Here is a 16398-nt window from a genome sequence, read left to right on the forward strand (position 1 = left end):
AACCTTGTTAAACTCATTGGGAATTGCCAATCAATGTGAAAAAATATTAACAGAGATGAATGTTGATTTTGTTGGACTGGCTTTGCAAAATCAGGAGGGGCCAGATGTCAGCTGGCATTTTGCAGCTGGCAATAGTAATGAGAAGTATAAGAGAATTACTGTTCGTTATGGAAAAGGAATCGCTGGTAAAGTGATTTCTACAGGAAGCCCGATCACAATAAAAAGCTTTCCGGAAGGGATTACTGGCAAGGTACTCGAATATCCTATTATGCTTGCTGAAAAACTTGTATATGCATTCGCAGTCCCTTTATTTATAAATAGTGTTCCGAAAGGTGTGTTATTAGTTGGGAGGAGATCAAATATCCCGCTAACGGAAAAGGAACAATTAACTGTTAAACAAGCAGCAATAGCTTTTGAAAGTTTGTTTTAGCAGCCCACAGGAGGTTAATAATGAACCGGAATTTACCCGCTCCTGATTCGAGTGAAGCGACTATTCTCGTCAATGAATCAGGCGTCATTTCGTACGCCAACTATAAAGCCTGTGAAAGCTTTGGATATCCAGAAAGTGAAATGGTCGGAATGAATGTTAATGTTTTATTCCCTGAAACGAACTTAAGAGAAACTAATGAAGGTGTTGTTACTCATCAAAAGGGAAAGCATTTGGATGGTCAATGCATTTCGCTTATATTCAGGGTGAACACATTTTCTTTAAATCAAGAGAAATACTATCTAGTTATTTTCCATCATGCGATGGATCAATCCAGAATTAATAACGAGCAATCTTATCATCATCATGAACTTGTCGATTTACAATTTGCATTAGACGAGTCAACGATTGTCGCATTTACTAATCATAGAGGCATCATTACATATGTTAATCAGAAATTCTGCGAAGTATCTAAATATTCAGCAGAGGAGCTTATTGGGCAAGATCATCGAATCATAAACTCAAATTATCATTCTAAGGAGTTTTTCACTGAGCTTTGGCGGACTATTTCTTCTGGGGATGTATGGAAGGGTGAAATAAGGAATCGTGCAAAGGATGGTTCTTTATACTGGGTAGATACGACAATCGTTCCCTTCCTAGGGGAAAATGGCAAACCCTATCAATATTTAGCTATTCGTCATGAAATTACAAACAGGAAGCAGATAGAAGATGAGCTCCAAAATATGATGACAAAAATCATCGACATTCAAGAAGAAGAAAGAAAGAGATTATCAAGAGAGCTGCATGATGGGGTGGGACAAAATTTATATAGCCACTTAATTACGATAAACAGGCTGCAGACAGAAATGGAACATCCATTACTGGAACAAATGCAGGATGAAGCAAGAGAAATTATTGAAGACCTTCGTGATCTTTCATGGGAGCTGAGACCGTCCGTACTTGATGATCTAGGACTAATTCCGGCAATACGGTCCTATTTAGTGAGGTTTTCAGATAATTATCTCATCAATGTACATTTTGATGTGTTTTTAAATAGCCGTCTTAGTCCCAGTACGGAAATTTCTATCTATCGCATCATTCAAGAAAGTCTAACGAATATTCGGAAATACGCGGAAACAGATGAGGCTACAATAATCATTCGAAAGTTAGATGATGTAATTAGAGTGGTAATTGAAGATAAGGGCATAGGATTTGATATTGAAGAAATATCACGTGGAGTTGGACTTTTCAGTATGGAGGATCGGGCACGTGCGGTGGGTGGTTCATTAACGATCCATTCTGAAAAAAGTAAGGGAACAAAAGTCATTTTAGAGATCCCATTATAAAAAGGCTGCCAACTTGGCAGCCTTTTCTGTCAAATATATTCCAGCAAGATTCCGCCCAATGCTCCAGTTAAAACAATGATCCATGGCGGAAGCTTCCAATAATTAAGCATACTAAAAAGGATGGCGGCGAATGCGAAATCTTTAGGTGCTAAAATCGTACCCTTCGAAATAGTATAAAATGCTGCCACTAAAATGCCAACTACGGCTGCATTTACACCCATTAAAGCTCCTGCTATCTTCGGATTTGAACGGAGCTGGTTCCAGAAGGGCAATGTTCCTAAAATGAGCAAAAACGCAGGTAGAAATATGGCTAAAGTTGCAAGCAAACCACCTTGCCAGCCGTTAATAACCGCACCAATATAGGCAGCGAATGTAAATAAAGGCCCAGGTACAGCTTGTGTTGCCCCATATCCTGCTAGAAACGCTTCTTCACTAAGCCATCCTGCCGGAACAAATTCACGCTCGAGCAGAGGCAAAACTACATGTCCTCCGCCAAAGACGAGAGAGCCAGAACGATAGAAACTGTCAAATAAAGCGATCCAGTTTAAATGAGTCATCTCTCTCAATACAGGTAACCCTACTAACAGCATAACGAATAATAGGAGGCATCCTATAGCCAATCGTTTGGATAATGGAAACTGAATTTGTTCCTTAACTTGATCAATAGAGCTTTTATATAGTAAGAAGCCTATAGCACCTGATAATAGAATGATGCCGATTTGTGTATAAGCTGTTTGCCATAAAAGGGTGGAAACAATGGCCATTAGGGCAATCATCTTTCTTTTTAAATCAGGTGCAAGCTTTTGGGACATGCCGAGAATGGCGTGGGCTACTACTACAACTGCTACAATTTTTAGCCCATGAATCCAAGTGGAAGCCCCGATTTCTTGGTTATTAAGCAGTTGGGCAAACAAAATTAAGGCAATGACAGAAGGCATTGTAAATCCAAGAAAGGCAATGATTCCGCCAATCAATCCGCCGCGAATAACCCCAATGCCAATGCCCACCTGACTGCTCGCAGGTCCCGGAAGAAATTGGCATAATGCAACTAAATCAGCATAGCTTTTTTCATCCACCCATTTTCTTTTATTTACATATTCATTATGAAAATACCCAAGATGGGCAATCGGTCCTCCAAAGGATGTTACCCCGAGCTTAAATGCTACAGTAAATATTTCAAATAAAGATTTTAGGCTGTGTTGAGTCATTCTATTTACTCCTTAGTGAAATCATTATTATCATAACAAAAGTTTTATAAGTTTAGGGTGTCATTTATGGTGAAATTACAAAACCTTAACAATTGATATTGCAAAATCATAAGATTAATCTTATATTGTTTAAGCAATTCGTAAATCACACATAATTACAGAAAAAATACATATCCACAAATATTAGGAGATTATCTGTGAGGAGGTTAAAGGATGGAGAATAAACTTGCGCAAAACTTGGAAGTAATCAATTTATGCTTACTGGCAGGAAAGATCATGCTGCAGTGCGGGGCAGAAACGTATCGGGTAGAAGATACGATGACGAGAATCGCGGCTGCATTGGGCATTCCTCATTCACATAGTTATGTGACCCCAACAGGGATCATTTTCTCTCTAGATGGGACGGAGCCTGCTAAGTTCATTCGAATTTCGGAGAGGTCGACTGACCTATATAAAGTGACTTTAGTTAACAGCATCTCTCGTAAAATAAGCAGCGGCAATTTAACAATGACAGAAGCTTTCCAAAAACTGCATGAAATTGAAAAAGCAAACTTTGCATTCCCGATTTATCAGCAAATTTTAGCCGCAGCGCTTTCCAGTGGCTGCTTCTTATTGATGTATTTGGGTTTATGGGGAGATTTTATCCCAGCCATTATTTCAGGCGGCCTCGGCTTTATATGCTTTGTTTATGTCCATAGATTAGTCAAAGTTAAATTCTGCTCGGAATTTTTAGCTGCATTAACGATAGGTTCAAGTGCTTTTTTATTTGTGGCAACGGGGATAGGGACACAGCTTGATAAAATAATTATCGCTTCGGTCATGCCATTAGTACCTGGGCTTCTCATTACAAATGCAATCAGGGATTTAATGGCCGGACATTTAGTAGCGGGATTATCAAAAGGAGTAGAAGCTTTTTTAACAGCCTGTGCGATAGGTACTGGAATAGCGGTTGTAGTTGCTTTTTATTAAAAAATGCATAGGGGGGAGAAATATTATATGATTGTACATTTAGTGACTAGCTTTATTGCTACCGCGGCGTTTGCGATTCTATTTAATGCACCTAAAAAATCCCTCATTAGCTGCGGATTTGTTGGCATGACTGGCTGGTTTATCTTTAGACTGCTTGTCGATTATCGGTTTGATGCGGTTGTTGCATCATTTATCGCTGCCTTCTTTGTTGCAGTGATTAGTCAAATCTTCTCAAAAATATATAAAACACCTGTCACCATTTTTAGTATTTCGGGAATTATTCCGCTCGTACCCGGAGGAAGCGCGTATGATGCGATGCGTCATTTTGTCTTCAATGACTATAGCACCGCCATGCAGCTGGCGGCGAAAGCTTTCATGATTTCTGGAGCTATCGCAGTTGGAATTGTTATTTCTGAAGTATTGAATCAATTGGGTGTAAAGATTAAGTTTAGATGAAAATGAAAAAGGTAAGCCCCAATCAAATAACACAAATGAACACGTAGCACCTTGATTACACCTGTAAAGGATTCTAAACACTTAGTTGTTAAAAAACTGCTCATAGTGAGTGTTTGTACCGGAAAATCTAGAAAACCCGTTCTATGACCCGGTCATAGTGCTCGTTTGCGGTGGCAAATCTAGAAAACCCGTGCTATGACCCGGTCATAGTGCTCGTTTGCACAGGAAAATCTAGAAAACCCGTACTATGACCCGGTCATAATGCTCGTTTGCGATGGCAAATCTAGAAAACCCGTGCTATGAATTGCCTATAGTAAGCGATGAACCGGCATTTTTAAAAATCGAGAAGCAGGAGCAATGCGCGATTAAAAAATCACTCTGAGTGGATTTTTTATGCTTCAAATAAAACAGATCTAACAAACAAGGCATCCAAGCATCTCTGTTACCAAATTTCCACTCTTTTTTAACCATTTCGTAAATCCTTAAACTCGGAGCTGGAGTACAATTCAGATAGAAACAAAGCAAAACGAGTTGATGGAGGAATTTAAAATGAATGCAAAAAAATGGTTATATTCAGGGTTAGCCGTAACAATATTAAGTTTACCAGTATTCACTTTAACGGACGGAGCAATGGCGAAAGAGCAGCCAAATAAAATCGTTCAAAATGTGAAGCAGGAAAAGGCGATAACTGAAAAACAAGTAGTAGCTTTAGTAAGTAAATGGAAGAAAAGTGAATCGTATGTACAAAGTGGCGGGAACTATAAAGATGGAGAATACAAATCTTTTCAATACGAAAATATGTCTTACCGATATTTATCAAGTGATATTGGCACAAAGAAAAAGCTCCTAAAATACTTGACTAACACATTGACTCGGTCACAGGCTAATCAGTTTATCGAGGAACGGGGACTAATCGAGCATAAAGGGAAGATGGCACAGCCTGAAGCGGATGGCGGATCTCTCCTGCAATGGGATAAGGCAAAGGCAATTTTCTTAGAAAAGAATGACAAGAAAAGAACATATAAGTTAGAGGTTCCGGTAGGCGAGTTAAAAGAAACTGAAGCATTTCATACTGAGGTTATCTACTTGCAAGGCAAAGGGTGGAAAATTAGTGAAAGACCGTATATGCCAGTGAACTTAGATATTCCAGGTAATATTAATCCTGCCTTTATCTTTTTTAAATTCTTGCTTGTAGACCAAAAACAGGCTGCAGAACAATTCTTGTATGGGGATTTTAACACGGAAGCATTTAAAAAAGGGATTAAAAAAATTGAAATAAAAACGTTAGAAGAGCGTGCCAGATCGAAAACTCAAGTTGAATTTGTCGTATCCTTCCATGCAGAATTAGAAAAGGGCTATAAGGGCCAATTGAAAAATGGTCAAAATAAAATGTACTTTCTAATCGAAAATACAGGGGAAATGGAATTCAAAATTGTAAGTGCTGGGATGGAGCCGCATCTTGATTAATTGAAGGATTTCATTTTAAAAATAACCAAAGGCGCTGCTTCTTTAAGCATCGCTTTTTTTCTTTGTAAATGAAAACTTTTCAATTGAGTATTGTTATTTATTGTGAAATATCTGATAATCAATAAAGATTGAGTTAACCACTCATCTCTATTATTTACTGATAAGGGGGATGACATTGAAATTACGTGTTTCTGCGGTGCAGTATCATCTGCATACCATTCATTCATTCGAGGAATTTGCTAAACAATGTGAACATTATATTAAAACAGCACAGGAGTTTGGTTCGGAATTTATTTTGTTTCCTGAATTTTTTACAACCCAGCTTTTATCTATTGGGAACGAGCAAGGGACAAGTTTAACGATTAATGAACTTCCTAACTTTACAGAACAATATAAGAATCTTTTTACAAAGTTTGCTAAAGAAACGAATACACATATTATAGCTGGTACACATGTGATAGAAAAGGAAGGCCGTTTATACAATGTGGCACATATGTTCTATCCGGATGGCCGGGTTGTTGAGCAGGCTAAATTGCATATTACCCCAACAGAGGTAGAAGAATGGAACATGTCTGCAGGAGATGGACTTGAGGTCTTTGATACCGATAAGGGGAGAATTGCTATTTTGACATGCTATGACATTGAGTTTCCCGAAATCGTTAGAATGGCTAAGGCTAAAGGAGCAGATGTCATTTTCTGTCCATCTTGTACAGATGACCGTCACGGCTTCCATCGCGTTCGTTATACAAGTCATGCACGTGCAATTGAGAATCAACTGTATGTTGTCTTAACAGGGACTGTCGGTTCGCTTCCGACTGTTGATTTCATGCGGGGGAATTTTGGCCAAGCAGCGGTTATTACACCAAATGATGTCCCATTTCCTCCGAAAGGAATTATGGTTGAAGGGGAAATCAATGATGATATGATTGTTACGGCAGATCTTGATTTAACACTTTTACATGAAGTGAGAGAAAGAGGTTCAGTGACAACTTGGCGTGATCGACGTGTCGATCTATATCCGGATTGGGAAAAATAAATAGTAAAGAGGGATGAAAATGGCTTATCGCAGCGAATTTTATGCCTTTGATCAGGAAAAACCAGTCCCGATTGTCATTCGGAATTACAAGGAAACTGACTTTGATGAGCTGATCCAAATTCAGGCTGAATGTTTTCCGCCGCCCTTTCCTTCCGATTTATGGTGGAATAAAGAACAATTGCATAATCATGTTACGTTATTTCCAGAAGGGGCGCTTTGCGCCCAGGTAAATGGAGAATTAGCTGGATCGTTAACAGGAGTTTGCGTTCACTTTGATCCGAAACATCCTTCACATACGTGGGAAGAGGTCACGGATAACGGATATATTCGCAATCATGATCCGAAAGGAAACACCCTTTATATTGTTGACATAAGTGTTAGACCAAAGTACCGGAAGCTCGGACTTGGAAAAATGATGATGCAATCGATGTACCAGGTTGTCGTTCAGTTTGGCCTTGATCGTTTGCTTGGAGGCGGGAGAATGCCAGGGTATCACAAAGTGGCAGAGACGATGTCGCCAAACGAATATATCGATGCTGTTGTCAATGGGGTTCAGCGTGATCCCGTTATTTCCTTTCTTTTGCGATCAGGCAGAAAACCGATTGCACTCATTGAAAACTACTTAGAAGATGAAGAATCCCTTCATCATGCTGTCTTAATGGAGTGGAAAAATCCCTTTAAATAGAAAGGAGAAAGATTATGGAATACAAAAGAATAACAAGCATTGAAGATCCATTGTTTGTCAAAATGCATGATTTAATGAAAGAGGTATTTCCACCTGAAGAGGTGCTGGAATTTGAATTGTGGAAAGAGCCATTAGAAGATCCAGGAATCAGGGTATTTGTCGCTGTTCATCAAGATGATGTTGTAGGTGCGACGGAATATCGCTACTATGCAGACTGGAATATTGCTATGACTGATTTTACAATTATTGGCCGTCCTGGGCTTAGCCTTGGCCGTTTCTTAGCACAAAACCGGGAAAAGGACTTAAATGAATTAGCTCAAGCCAATGGCAAACAATTATTTGGCATGTTCGCAGAAATCTATGATCCTTACCAGCTTGATGATCATGAATTTGGCGGAGTAAAGCCAATGAATCCATTTGTTCGCCGTGAAGTCTTGTCCCATCTAGGCTATAAGCGTTTAGATTTATCTTATATTCATCCGTCATGGAAAAATGATGGGGAAGCAGTAAAAGGACTTGATTTCTGCTTTATGCCGACAGATGACAATGTTTCCGAAATACCAGCACAATTAGTATCAGATTTCTTAACAACCTATTATTCCGTGCTTTCGAACAAGCCTCAGGAATGGGTGCAAATGATTGAAGAAATCAAAAACAAATCTCAAATAAAATTATTACCATTGTAATTGAAAAAAAGCTTTCCTAAAGGGGACTAGCCTTATTAGGAAAGCTTTTTTTACTTATATATTTTGTGCATAACGCTCATCGGGTATTTTATTTAACATGACATAAAGGCTTACATTTTCATTTCCGCTGTTTGTAAAAGCAAATTCTTCTTCTCCATCTGCACGGATGACATCTTTCTCTGCAACCTCGATTGGTTCTCCATTAATGACGAGTGTTCCGTTGCCTTGAAGGACCATTAAATACACATTTGTTCCAGGATGTTTATGTGCAGGAAGCTTCTGACCAGGCATGAAATTTAAGACGAATACTGTGCTTTCGCCCTCGCGAAAAATAATCCTTTTTGTAAACCTTTCTTCGCTAAATTCAATTGCATCTGTAATTGATTTCTTTTCCATTAATATGACCTCCAACTATTGAAGTATCTCTTACACTTTAATCATAACCAATTTTAGAAAAGAAGTATTGATATAAATCACATCATTCATATTTGTTGCTTCCAATTAGTTTCCAAAAATAGATAATTATAAAGAACAGGAATTAAGCAATAATACGTATTGTAAGTTATTTTCAAAGAAAAGAGGGAACAGAATGACAGTTGGTACACAGGTTAAACAAGCAATTGCAGGTCTAAAAAGTGCTCAGGCAAGTTTTGAGGGTTTTGCATTAGCCACTGATAATCAGCAAGCTAAGCAATTATATCAGTCCTGTGCGCAGCAAACACAAGCAGTTATTGACTCTGTACAACCGCGTTTACAGCAAATTATTGAAGAAGAGCCGCAATATAATCAATAGTTAAAACTGGTTGGCTTTTTAGCCAACCTTTTCACCATTTTTTTGGCAGGGAGGGTCATAAAGCCATGACCGTTATTGCAAATGTAAAACAAAGCCTTTCAACAATTAAAGGAATTGAAGCACAGCTGTCCATTTTGGCATTGAATTCTCAAGATCCAGAAGCACAAAGAACATTTCATGACATGATGAACATGATGAATGATATAAAAAAGGACCTGCAAATTCGGGTAAATGAAATGATGTTAGAAGAGCCACAATATAAGGGTTGACAAAGAATGAGGTGATTTAATGTCAGAGTGGAGTCATATTATTATTCGTACTTTTATTTTTCTTTTTGTGCTATTCATCATCACGAAGATTCTTGGAAAAAAGCATATTTCCCAAATTACCTTTTTTGAATATGTTGCAGGCATTACGATAGGTGATATTGCTGGAAATTTAATTACGGGATTAGATATTAAAATTGGGCATGGGATTTTAGGGATTGGTCTTATTGGAATCGTGACTTTCGCTGTTGGTTATATTGCGCTAAAAAGCAATTCATTTCGGGATTTCGTTGAAGGTAAGGGAACGATTTTCATTAAAGATGGAAAAATCATGGAAGATAATTTGAAAAAGGAAAAATACTCGTCTGATGAACTTACTTATCTTCTGCGTAAAAAAGATGTATTTAATTTAGCGGATGTAGAGTTTGCCGTATTAGAGCATACGGGGGATTTAAGCGTTTTATTAAAGAAAGAAAATAGGCCGCTTACACCTAAAGATATTAACCTAATCACCCCAGATGAAAAAGTTCCACAAACGGTTATTCGTGACGGCAGCATCGTTCATGATTCGCTCGCTTCTGCTGGCAAAAACAGAAAGTGGCTTATGGACGAACTTGATAAGCTTGAAGTTACGATGGACAATGTTTTTTACGGGCAGGTTGATTCATACGGGGATTTAACTATCGATCTCTACGATGATAAAATAAAACAGCCATCCCCACAAACAAGGCCGCTATTAATGGCGTTGCTGAAAAAATGCCAAGCAGACTTAGAATTATTTGAATTGGAAACAGACGCACCAGATGCCAAAAAAATGTATAAAAAGAACGCAAAAAAATTGAATGAGGCTATACGCATTCTGAATCCATACTTGAATAATTAAATATACTAGGCACCTTTTCCACCTTTCCTCATACGTTGTATGAAAAAGGAGATCCCATTATGTATCCTTATCATCAAGCTCTTAATGGTCAACACATGCAAAGAGGTGCGGTCGAATATCACTCACCATCATTTCATTCCTTGCCACAAAATTACCGGGTAAATACATGTGTCAGCAAGGCTCAAATGGATTTAAATAACCTTTGGAGAGTTCTTTGGGAAGAGCATGTTGCTTGGACAAGAATGGCAATCATTAGTATCGTATTCAAATTGCCTGATAAAGATTTTGTAATAAAGCGACTTCTTCATAATGCAACAGATATGGGGAATGTTATGAGAAAATTTTATGGCAATCGGATTGGTGATCGCTTTGCACAATTAATTAAAGAACATTTAGTTCTTGCCGCTGATTTAGTCACGGCTGCAGCTGCCGGTAATACAAATGCGGCCAATATTGCTGAAAGAAAATGGTATGCAAATGCAGATCAAATTGCGATATTTTTGAACAGCATTAATCCGAATTGGTCAGTTAAAGGTGTAAGGGAAATGATGTATGAACATTTAAGGCTTACAAAATCAGAGGCCGTGTACATGATAACAAAGGATTTTGCATCAGATGTGGCTATATTTGACCAAATACAAAAGCAGGCTTTAGGAATGGCAGACGAATTCACATCCGGAATAATAAAACAGTTTCCAGCTGCTTTCCAATGTTAAAAGTTTTATCCCTCTGCTAAATGAACAGGGGGATTGTTTTTGAAAAATAAAAAAGCCAATCCGTTCGATTGACTTTAATAATGGATTCATCCGCCAATATGAGACATTTCCACTTTCTTTCTGCCTTTATTTTGCTGCAGGAGAATATCGCGCTCTTCGGAATAGCGATCATCACGTTTTGTCCAAATGTCTGTAATCACCTTTTCTAATGTTGAATCATTTTCTTCAGATCGCAGGATTGTGCGCAGATCATGTCCAACACCAGAAAACAGACAAGTATAGAGCTTTCCTTCAGCTGAAAGTCGCGCTCGGTTGCATGATGAGCAGAAAGCCTCTGTAACAGATGAAATGATTCCAAATTCCTGTTCAGTTCCAGCGTACCTAAATCTTGACGCTACTTCGCCTAAATAATTCGGCGCAATGGGCTCAATCGGCATGACACTGTTAATAGAATCAAGAATTTGCTTTTTGGAAAAAACTGATTCCATATTCCACTGGTTCGTATTTCCGACATCCATAAACTCAATAAATCGTAAAATATGGCCTTTTTCTTTAAAAAATTTAGCCATAGGGACAACTTCATGATCATTGACGCCTTTTTTTACAACCATATTAATTTTAATTTTTAACCCTGCTTCAGATGCCGCCTCAATCCCATTTAAAACTTCTTGTACTTTTACCCCTCTGCCATTGATTTTTCCAAATAAATGGTCATCAAGTGAATCAAGACTGATGGAAACTCGCTTTAAGCCAGCTTTTTTTAAATCCATTGCGTATTTCGGCAGCAATACTCCGTTTGTCGTCATGGCAATATCATCAATGCCATCAATTCGAGCGATTTTCTCCACAAGATCAGGCAAAGATTTTCTCATTAATGGCTCTCCGCCAGTGAGCCTGATTTTTTTTATTTCGAAGGCTTTAGAAAAAATCCTAACTAACCGCTCGATCTCTTCAAATGCTAAAAGCTGTTCTTTTTGTAAAAAGGGGTAATCGGGCCCAAATATTTCTGCAGGCATACAATACGTACAGCGAAAATTACACTTGTCCGTTACCGAGATTCGCAAATCTCTGAGCGGCCTGTTTCTCTTATCCTGTAATATCAAGAATGATCGCCACCTTTTCTATTAGTCTGAAATTCTATGTGAATGAGAATATACGTTAAATGAGTTTCCTCTTATGAATCCAACAGCGGTAATATTTAAATCCTCTGCCAATTTAATGGCAAGATTTGTAGGAGCTGATTTAGATAGAATAATTCCTACGCCAATTTTTGCAGCCTTTAATAATACTTCAGATGAAATTCTGCCGCTAAAGGCAATAATTTTGTCTTTAACAGATATTTTATTTTGGATGCAGTATCCGTAAATTTTATCCAATGCATTATGCCTTCCGATATCAGTTCTGCTAATTATCATATCTTCACCCGAGAAAAGGGCAGCATTATGCACTCCGCCAGTTTCTTGGAATATTAAACTGCTGTCCTGCAGCTGTCTCATGATGGATAGACATTGATCTGGCGTTACCGTAGTCTTGGAGGTAGAGGTCTTAGCCGTACGAGCATCATTGTGAAAATAAAACTGGCGGCTTTTCCCGCAGCAAGATCCAATAAATCGTTTCGAGTGAAATTCATGACTAGTTGTAACCTGAACATGTAAATCAACGTAAGCGATCCCTTTACTTTCATCAATATTAAGGGATTTAATCTCTTCCTGTTGACGGATAAATCCTTCCGATGCCAAAAATCCTATCGTTAATTCCTCAAGATGTTCTGGTGAACAAACCATTGTTGCAAATTCTTGTCCATCTAACATGATCGTCAAAGGCTGTTCAGTCACAATCTCATCCAACTGTTCTTGTAAAATACCATTCTCGTACCTGTAAATCCAGCTGTTATTACTTATTTGACCCGCCATTCATTTTCACCTGCTCATCTGTACTTAATTACCAAAATAGTAGCATAAAAATATCATATAGCAATAGTAAAAATATCTAACATAGTGAAAAACTAAAAAAGGTTGAAAAAAGTAAATGATAATGTTAAAATTTAGAAAAGTTCATAAAGTTGTAACATTATTGATGCGAGATAGCGAACCTGTCATCGGTTAATGATGGTTATGATATTATATGAAAGCGATTAACTGTTGGTGTAAAGTAGCGATCCTGCTGTTAACTAACCGTCAATTATCCCTAATTTTTTGTTAGGGAGGATTGACGGTTTTGTATTTTACTGGTTTGTTTGCGGTTGTATTAATAAATTCAATCCTTGTACGATATGTTTATTAAAAAATTGAAATTGCAGGAATGTTAAACATAAATTGAATTCAGTTTGACAATTTTGTGAATCATTGATTTACTAGTAATAATGGGATCAATCTTTCAACTTATTAAATAAGTATTCACATACAAGAATGATTCATAAACATATTATACTGGTATTAAAGGGTTGAAAATAGCATGAATAAATATGAAGCGGAATTTAGCAATCTTGTCCGTTCCTTTCGAAAAAAGCATATGGGAAAAGGACCAAGTAAAGTGACGACTACCTTTTGCAAAAACTGGGCTATTTGTGAAATGGAGGGAAACCTCTCCCCAGTCGAGAAGTTTATTGTGAGTGCAGATGATGGAAAGCAAATGGTCCGCGCGGCAAGAACTGAAATGGTAAAGGATATGTATAAAAAGAACCAGCCAATTGAGATGGAGGAGTTTTTGCAATCCAAACTCATCGACCTATTTGTCGATATCGATATCGAAAGAGATTTTGGGATGTCGGTGTTTGTTTTTGATAAAAACATTGAAGAAATGTTTAAAACTAAATAGTCAATGGAAGTTGGCACTTGGTAGCGACCCTGCTAAAGACTAACCACCAAACACAAATGGAATACATGTGTCTGGTGGTTTTTATATTTTTTATGGAAAATACTGTAAATGCGTTTATGATCATTAAAATAAAAATTCAGCATAAATGAAAAAGGAGAAGAATGTCATGAGTTCAACGAAACATACAGGACCAATCAAATTAGATACATCTTTAAAGCCATCCTTGTGGGCTGGCAAGGCGCCAATGGGTCTTGGGAAAATCAAGCCTCATCATATTAGAGATACGATGAAGGTAGCATGGGATAATAAGGATAATTTAGGATATGCTTATCGGATTCTCACACAAGGTGTGTGTGATGGTTGTGCCCTTGGTGTATCTGGGCTTTATGATCAAACTTTGACTGGTCCTCATTTATGTACAACAAGATTGAATGTTCTTCGCTTAAATACGATGCCGGCTATTGATCCGGAATGGCTTGAAAATATAGATAAATTGAAAGAATTAGATAGTACACAGCTTAGAAAGCTTGGTAGAATTCCATATCCACTTTCACGAAAAAAAGGAGAAAAAAAGTTTACAAGAATATCTTGGGACGAGGCTTTAGACAGGATTGCAGCAAAAATAAAGCATATTGATCCTAAACAGCTTGCATTCTATTTAACTGCAAGGGGAATTACGAATGAAGTCTACTATACAGCTGCAAAAGTTGCTCGTTTTCTTGGAACTAATAATATTGACAACGCTTCCCGTATTTGCCATTCACCGAGTAAAACAGCTTTAAAACGTTCATTAGGCATCGGGGCATCAAGCTGTAACTATAAGGATTGGATTGGCACAGACGTATTAATTTTCTGGGGCTCTGTAGCAGCGAATAATCAGCCTGTCTCAACTAAATATATGTATGCAGCAAAGAAAGCCGGAACAAAAATCATTATGATTAATCCATATCGAGAGCCGGCCATGGAAAATTACTGGATTCCTTCCATTCCGGAAAGTGCATTGTTCGGTACACAAATTGTTGATGATGTCTATCAAGTCAATATTGGCGGAGATATTGCCTTTATGAATGGTGTAATGAAGCATTGGTTTGAAATGGAGGAAAAAGCTCCAGGGTCTGCGATTGACCATGATTTTGTCAACGAGCATACAAATGGTTTTTCTGAATTAAGAGAACATATGAAGCATCAAGATTGGGAATTGCTTGAAAAGTCATCCGGGTTAACGAAGGAAAGAATGTTTGAGTTTGCCGAGCTGCTGGCCAAATCAAAATCAGGTGTTTTCATTTGGAGTATGGGATTAACACAACATCGCTTTGCAACGGATAATATTTCACAGGTGGCTAATCTTGCCATGCTGCGCGGCTTTATTGGAAGAGAGCATTGCGGTGTTATGCCAATCCGCGGACATAGCGGCGTCCAAGGCTCGGGAGAAATGGGAGCTGATCCGTTTGTTCTTCCGGGAAGTGATTTTGATGAGTTGAATGCAAAACGGATGGAATATATTTGGGGATTCCCTGTTCCTAGATGGCAGGGTGATACAGTTGGCCAAACATTGGAAAATATCATGCTGCCTGAGAATCATCCGAGAAAAGTTAAGCTCTTTTTTACAAGTGGAGGAAACTTCCTCGAAACAATGCCAGATCCTCGTTTTATTCAGGAGGTTCTTGAAAATGTTGATCTTCGGGTCCATCAGGATATCATTTTTAATACATCTACCTTAGTAGATGCAAAGGAAGAAGTCATTGTATTACCTGCAATGACGCGATATGAGCAGCCAGGTGGAGGTACATCCACAAGTACGGAAAGAATGGTTTATTTTAGTCCTGAGGTTAAAGGGCCAAGAATTGAGGAAGCAAGGCCGGAATGGGAAATTTATGTTGATCTTGCATCGAGAGTATATCCTGATAAGAAGCATCTTATTGAATTCAAGCATGCAGAAGAAATTCGTGATGAAATTTCCATTGCCAACAGAAACTATGATGGCATCGAGCATTTGAAGAACAAAGGAGACGTGTTCCAATGGGGCGGCGCCTGGTTATGCGAGGGCGGAGTTTGTCCTACTCCTGATGGCAAAGGAAATCTGCTGGCTATCGAAATTCCCGAGCTGCGGAAAACGGAAGGCCAGTTCTATGTGACAACAAGACGCGGAAAACAATTCAACTCAATGGTTTATAGCGAAACAGATCAATTCAATGGGGCAGATCGCTATGATATTTTATTGAATGCAGTCGATGCGGAGAAATTAAACATTCAAGAGGGTGATGCCATCGTTGCTTTTAACAGCTACGGAAGTTATCAGGGCAGAGCTAAATTCGAAGATGTGAAATCAGGTAATATCGCGGTATTCTGGCCGGAAGGAAATGTATTGCTTCCGAAGGGTGTGTATGAGAAATACGCTGAAATTCCGGAATACAACACTACGATTATTCTCGAAAAGGCAGAAACCTTCCATGCCCAAAAGGATCGTAAATATGTGGAAAAGAGAATTGAAGAACTTGAAATGAGTATGAGCTAATCTAGTTTCTTCTATTATATAAGCTGATCATACAGGCAAAGTATTATTTGCTGTATGATTAGCTTTTTTTTGTTATAAATCATATATGCTAATAATATTTTACCAATGATTTCCTCAGCTAGGCGAGG

General features: G+C 38.2%; 18 protein-coding genes. 14 read left to right on the forward strand and 4 right to left on the reverse strand.

What is annotated here, in order from left to right; translation table 11 throughout:
- Window positions 1-4: 4 nt before the first annotated feature.
- Window positions 5-430: a GAF domain-containing protein gene (locus tag AR328_RS19945; protein WP_231735042.1), complete on the forward strand. Its 426-nt coding sequence runs from the start codon at window positions 5-7 to the stop codon at window positions 428-430.
- A gap of 20 nt (window positions 431-450) precedes the next feature.
- Entirely contained in the window at window positions 451-1773 is a 1323-nt protein-coding gene (locus tag AR328_RS19950) for a PAS domain S-box protein (RefSeq protein ID WP_066300668.1), read from the forward strand.
- A gap of 29 nt (window positions 1774-1802) precedes the next feature.
- Here the strand turns inward: AR328_RS19950 and chrA are convergent, their stop codons facing one another.
- Entirely contained in the window at window positions 1803-2981 is a 1179-nt protein-coding gene (gene chrA / locus AR328_RS19955; protein WP_066300671.1) for a chromate efflux transporter, read from the reverse strand.
- Window positions 2982-3194: 213 nt separating this feature from the next.
- On the opposite strand from chrA, the gene AR328_RS19960 reads away from it, so the two are divergent.
- The 6 genes from AR328_RS19960 (at window position 3195) to AR328_RS19985 (ending at window position 8280) form a co-directional block, all read left to right on the forward strand.
- Entirely contained in the window at window positions 3195-3950 is a 756-nt protein-coding gene (locus AR328_RS19960; protein ID WP_066300674.1) for a threonine/serine exporter family protein, read from the forward strand.
- Between the two features lie 3 nt (window positions 3951-3953).
- Entirely contained in the window at window positions 3954-4406 is a 453-nt protein-coding gene (locus AR328_RS19965; RefSeq protein ID WP_082677329.1) for a threonine/serine exporter family protein, read from the forward strand.
- Window positions 4407-4955: 549 nt separating this feature from the next.
- Window positions 4956-5873 carry a DL-endopeptidase inhibitor IseA family protein gene (locus AR328_RS19970; protein WP_066300688.1) on the forward strand — a complete coding sequence of 306 codons (918 nt, stop codon included), beginning with the start codon at window positions 4956-4958 and terminating at the stop codon, window positions 5871-5873.
- A 175-nt stretch (window positions 5874-6048) separates the two neighbouring features.
- Window positions 6049-6909 carry a carbon-nitrogen hydrolase family protein gene (locus tag AR328_RS19975; RefSeq protein ID WP_066300693.1) on the forward strand — a complete coding sequence of 287 codons (861 nt, stop codon included), beginning with the start codon at window positions 6049-6051 and terminating at the stop codon, window positions 6907-6909.
- A 19-nt stretch (window positions 6910-6928) separates the two neighbouring features.
- Window positions 6929-7594: a GNAT family N-acetyltransferase gene (locus AR328_RS19980; RefSeq protein WP_197414502.1), complete on the forward strand. Its 666-nt coding sequence runs from the start codon at window positions 6929-6931 to the stop codon at window positions 7592-7594.
- A 14-nt stretch (window positions 7595-7608) separates the two neighbouring features.
- Window positions 7609-8280, forward strand: a complete 672-nt coding sequence (locus AR328_RS19985) for a GNAT family acetyltransferase (protein WP_066300701.1) — start codon at window positions 7609-7611, stop codon at window positions 8278-8280.
- Window positions 8281-8334: 54 nt separating this feature from the next.
- Here the strand turns inward: AR328_RS19985 and AR328_RS19990 are convergent, their stop codons facing one another.
- Window positions 8335-8676: a cupin domain-containing protein gene (locus AR328_RS19990; protein WP_066300704.1), complete on the reverse strand. Its 342-nt coding sequence runs from the start codon at window positions 8674-8676 to the stop codon at window positions 8335-8337.
- 193 nt (window positions 8677-8869) lie between these two features.
- Between AR328_RS19990 and AR328_RS19995 the strand changes: the two genes are divergently transcribed.
- From AR328_RS19995 to AR328_RS20010, 4 genes are all read left to right on the forward strand, one after another.
- Window positions 8870-9073, forward strand: a complete 204-nt coding sequence (locus AR328_RS19995) for a DUF1657 domain-containing protein (protein ID WP_066300711.1) — start codon at window positions 8870-8872, stop codon at window positions 9071-9073.
- 65 nt (window positions 9074-9138) lie between these two features.
- Window positions 9139-9342 (forward strand): DUF1657 domain-containing protein, encoded by a 204-nt coding sequence (locus tag AR328_RS20000; protein ID WP_066300714.1) that lies wholly within the window; start codon window positions 9139-9141, stop codon window positions 9340-9342.
- 19 nt (window positions 9343-9361) lie between these two features.
- The gene (locus tag AR328_RS20005; protein WP_066300723.1) at window positions 9362-10222 is read left to right on the forward strand and encodes a DUF421 domain-containing protein; all 861 of its coding nucleotides are present in this window, start codon (window positions 9362-9364) and stop codon (window positions 10220-10222) included.
- A 59-nt stretch (window positions 10223-10281) separates the two neighbouring features.
- Window positions 10282-10938, forward strand: a complete 657-nt coding sequence (locus tag AR328_RS20010) for an acetylglutamate kinase (protein ID WP_066300731.1) — start codon at window positions 10282-10284, stop codon at window positions 10936-10938.
- 86 nt (window positions 10939-11024) lie between these two features.
- Here the strand turns inward: AR328_RS20010 and moaA are convergent, their stop codons facing one another.
- Window positions 11025-12041, reverse strand: coding sequence for a GTP 3',8-cyclase MoaA (gene moaA, locus AR328_RS20015; protein WP_066300734.1), 1017 nt, complete (start codon window positions 12039-12041; stop codon window positions 11025-11027).
- A gap of 21 nt (window positions 12042-12062) precedes the next feature.
- A complete protein-coding gene (gene fdhD, locus AR328_RS20020; protein WP_066300737.1) occupies window positions 12063-12851 on the reverse strand; it encodes a formate dehydrogenase accessory sulfurtransferase FdhD in 789 nt (262 codons plus the stop codon).
- A gap of 541 nt (window positions 12852-13392) precedes the next feature.
- Between fdhD and AR328_RS20025 the strand changes: the two genes are divergently transcribed.
- Together AR328_RS20025 and AR328_RS20030 are read left to right on the forward strand one after the other, a co-directional pair.
- A complete protein-coding gene (locus AR328_RS20025) occupies window positions 13393-13755 on the forward strand; it encodes a DUF2294 domain-containing protein (RefSeq protein WP_066300744.1) in 363 nt (120 codons plus the stop codon).
- Window positions 13756-13921: 166 nt separating this feature from the next.
- On the forward strand, window positions 13922-16270 hold the full coding sequence (locus AR328_RS20030) for an FdhF/YdeP family oxidoreductase (RefSeq protein WP_066300747.1): 2349 nt from the start codon (window positions 13922-13924) through the stop codon (window positions 16268-16270).
- Window positions 16271-16398 lie beyond the last annotated feature (128 nt).

Origin of the sequence: Bacillus sp. FJAT-29937 (genome assembly GCF_001509555.1) — a bacterium.
Lineage (GTDB): Bacteria > Bacillota > Bacilli > Bacillales > Cytobacillaceae > Cytobacillus.

Excerpts from the sequence above, each read along its gene's own strand:
- AR328_RS20030 (WP_066300747.1), top strand. The coding sequence starts at position 13,922 with ATGAGTTCAACGAAACATACAGGACCAATCAAATTAGATACATCTTTA.
- AR328_RS19995 (WP_066300711.1), top strand. The coding sequence starts at position 8,870 with ATGACAGTTGGTACACAGGTTAAACAAGCAATTGCAGGTCTAAAAAGT.
- AR328_RS19965 (WP_082677329.1), top strand. The coding sequence starts at position 3,954 with ATGCATAGGGGGGAGAAATATTATATGATTGTACATTTAGTGACTAGC.
- AR328_RS19950 (WP_066300668.1), top strand. The coding sequence starts at position 451 with ATGAACCGGAATTTACCCGCTCCTGATTCGAGTGAAGCGACTATTCTC.
- AR328_RS19980 (WP_197414502.1), top strand. The coding sequence starts at position 6,929 with ATGGCTTATCGCAGCGAATTTTATGCCTTTGATCAGGAAAAACCAGTC.
- fdhD (WP_066300737.1), bottom strand. The coding sequence starts at position 12,851 with ATGGCGGGTCAAATAAGTAATAACAGCTGGATTTACAGGTACGAGAAT.
- AR328_RS20010 (WP_066300731.1), top strand. The coding sequence starts at position 10,282 with ATGTATCCTTATCATCAAGCTCTTAATGGTCAACACATGCAAAGAGGT.
- AR328_RS20005 (WP_066300723.1), top strand. The coding sequence starts at position 9,362 with ATGTCAGAGTGGAGTCATATTATTATTCGTACTTTTATTTTTCTTTTT.
- AR328_RS19970 (WP_066300688.1), top strand. The coding sequence starts at position 4,956 with ATGAATGCAAAAAAATGGTTATATTCAGGGTTAGCCGTAACAATATTA.
- AR328_RS20025 (WP_066300744.1), top strand. The coding sequence starts at position 13,393 with ATGAATAAATATGAAGCGGAATTTAGCAATCTTGTCCGTTCCTTTCGA.
- AR328_RS19985 (WP_066300701.1), top strand. The coding sequence starts at position 7,609 with ATGGAATACAAAAGAATAACAAGCATTGAAGATCCATTGTTTGTCAAA.
- AR328_RS19960 (WP_066300674.1), top strand. The coding sequence starts at position 3,195 with ATGGAGAATAAACTTGCGCAAAACTTGGAAGTAATCAATTTATGCTTA.
- chrA (WP_066300671.1), bottom strand. The coding sequence starts at position 2,981 with ATGACTCAACACAGCCTAAAATCTTTATTTGAAATATTTACTGTAGCA.
- AR328_RS19990 (WP_066300704.1), bottom strand. The coding sequence starts at position 8,676 with ATGGAAAAGAAATCAATTACAGATGCAATTGAATTTAGCGAAGAAAGG.
- AR328_RS20000 (WP_066300714.1), top strand. The coding sequence starts at position 9,139 with ATGACCGTTATTGCAAATGTAAAACAAAGCCTTTCAACAATTAAAGGA.